This window comes from Mesorhizobium sp. M2C.T.Ca.TU.002.02.1.1, from assembly GCF_003997225.1.
Window position 1 is genome coordinate 1 of record NZ_RZTO01000993.1, and the last position, 1,997, is coordinate 1,997.

Genomic DNA, 1,997 nt, shown 5'->3' on the forward strand with positions numbered 1-1,997 from the left:
CGCTGGGCGCCATGAGCGCCGAGGAGCGGCAGGTGAAGGGCCCGGCGATCAACGGCTTGAAGAACCGCGTCACCGAGGCGCTCGCCCAGCGCAAGGCGGAGCTGAAGGATGTGGCGATCGCCGCCCGGCTCGCCGCCGAGAAGGTCGACGTGACGCTCCCCGTCCGCCAGTCGCCGGCCGAGCGCGGCCGCATCCATCCGATCAGCCAGGTGATCGACGAGATCGCGGCGATCTTCGGCGACCTCGGCTTCTCGATCGCCGAAGGTCCGGACATCGAGACCGACTATTACAATTTCACGGCGCTGAATTTCCCCGAAGGACATCCGGCGCGCGAGATGCACGACACCTTCTTCTTCCAGCCGGACGAGAAGGGCGAGCGCAAGCTTTTGCGCACGCACACTTCGCCCGTGCAGATCCGCACCATGGAGCGGCAGAAGCCGCCGATCCGCATCGTGATCCCCGGCAAGACCTACCGGCAGGATTCGGACGCCACCCACTCGCCGATGTTCCATCAGGTCGAGGGGCTGGTGGTCGACAAGACCGCCAACGTCGCCAACATGAAGTGGGTGCTGGAAGAGTTCTGCAAGGCCTTCTTCGAGGTGCCGTCGGTCAAGATGCGCTTCCGGCCGTCCTTCTTCCCGTTCACCGAGCCCAGCCTCGAGGTCGACATCCAGTGCGACCGCTCGCGTCCGGGCGAAGTGCGCTTCGGCGAAGGCTCCGACTGGATGGAGATCCTGGGCTGCGGCATGGTGCATCCGAACGTGCTGCGCGCCGGCGGGCTCGATCCCGACGAATATCAGGGCTTTGCCTGGGGCATGGGCATCGACCGCATCGCCATGCTGAAATACGGCATGCCGGACCTGCGCGCCTTCTTCGACGCGGACGTGCGCTGGCTCACGCATTACGGCTTCCGGCCGCTCGACTTGCCGACGCTGTTCGGGGGCCTGTCTGCATGACGGCACCTCACACCGGCGGCTGCCGTTGCGGCGCGGTGCGGTTCGAGGCTTCGGCCGAGCCGCACCACATCAGCTATTGCCATTGCGGCGATTGCCGGCGCGCGACGGGCGCGCCGGTGTCGGCCTTTGTCGGCTTCATGGCAGACCAGGTCGCGCTCACCGGCAAATCGCTGAAAAGCTACCGCAACGGCCCCGTGGAGCGCACGTTCTGCGGTATCTGCGGCTCGCCGATCGCCTATACCGACAAGCGGCTCGACAACCGGATCTATTTCATGCTCGGCGCCATGGACATGCCGGCCTATTTCAAGCCGACGCTGCATGCCTATGTGCGTGAGCAACTCCCCTTCCTGCACATGCCGGACGATCTGCCCAGACATCTGAAGACCAGCGTATCCCGGCCCGACGAACAAAGACCTGACGGAACACAGTCATGAAATTCACCCTCTCCTGGCTCAAGGACCATCTCGAGACCGACGCCTCGCTTGCCGAGATCGTCGAGCGGCTGACCGCGATCGGCCTCGAAGTCGAGCATGTCGACGACAAGTCGGGCCTGAAGCCCTTCGTCATCGCGAAAGTGCTGACGGCGGTGCAGCATCCCGACGCCGACCGGCTGCGCGTGCTCACCGTCGACACCGGCGACGGCAAGCCGCCGGTTCAAGTCGTGTGTGGAGCGCCGAACGCCCGCGCCGGCCTGATCGGCGCCTTCGCGGCGCCCGGCACCTATGTTCCCGGCATCGACGTGACGCTCTCGGTCGGCAAGATCCGCGGCGTCGAGAGCCATGGCATGATGTGCTCCGAGCGCGAGCTGGAAATCTCCGACGAGCACAACGGCATCATCGATTTGCCTGAGGACGCGCCGGTCGGCACCAGCTTCGCCGCCTACGCGCATCTCGACGATCCGGTGATCGAGATCAATCTGACGCCGAACCGTCCCGACGCGACCAGTGTCTACGGCATTGCGCGCGACCTCGCCGCGAGTGGGCTCGGCCGCCTGGTGGGCGGCGGGATCATGCCGCATGCCGGCAACGGCCTGTGCCCGGT

General features: G+C 65.9%; 3 protein-coding genes. All 3 read left to right on the plus strand.

What is annotated here, in order from left to right; all coding sequences use genetic code 11:
- Window positions 1-2: 2 nt before the first annotated feature.
- The gene (pheS, locus tag EOD07_RS32455) at window positions 3-956 is read left to right on the plus strand and encodes a phenylalanine--tRNA ligase subunit alpha (RefSeq protein WP_245470580.1); all 954 of its coding nucleotides are present in this window, start codon (window positions 3-5) and stop codon (window positions 954-956) included.
- Entirely contained in the window at window positions 953-1,390 is a 438-nt protein-coding gene (locus EOD07_RS32460; RefSeq protein WP_041009775.1) for a GFA family protein, read from the plus strand. The genes pheS and EOD07_RS32460 overlap by 4 nt, the downstream gene beginning before the upstream one ends.
- The coding region (ytpR, locus tag EOD07_RS32465) for a YtpR family tRNA-binding protein (RefSeq protein WP_348627793.1) at window positions 1,387-1,997 on the plus strand (611 nt) is incomplete at its 3' end. The genes EOD07_RS32460 and ytpR, both read left to right, overlap by 4 nt.

Excerpts from the sequence above, each read along its gene's own strand:
- EOD07_RS32460 (WP_041009775.1), top strand. The coding sequence starts at position 953 with ATGACGGCACCTCACACCGGCGGCTGCCGTTGCGGCGCGGTGCGGTTC.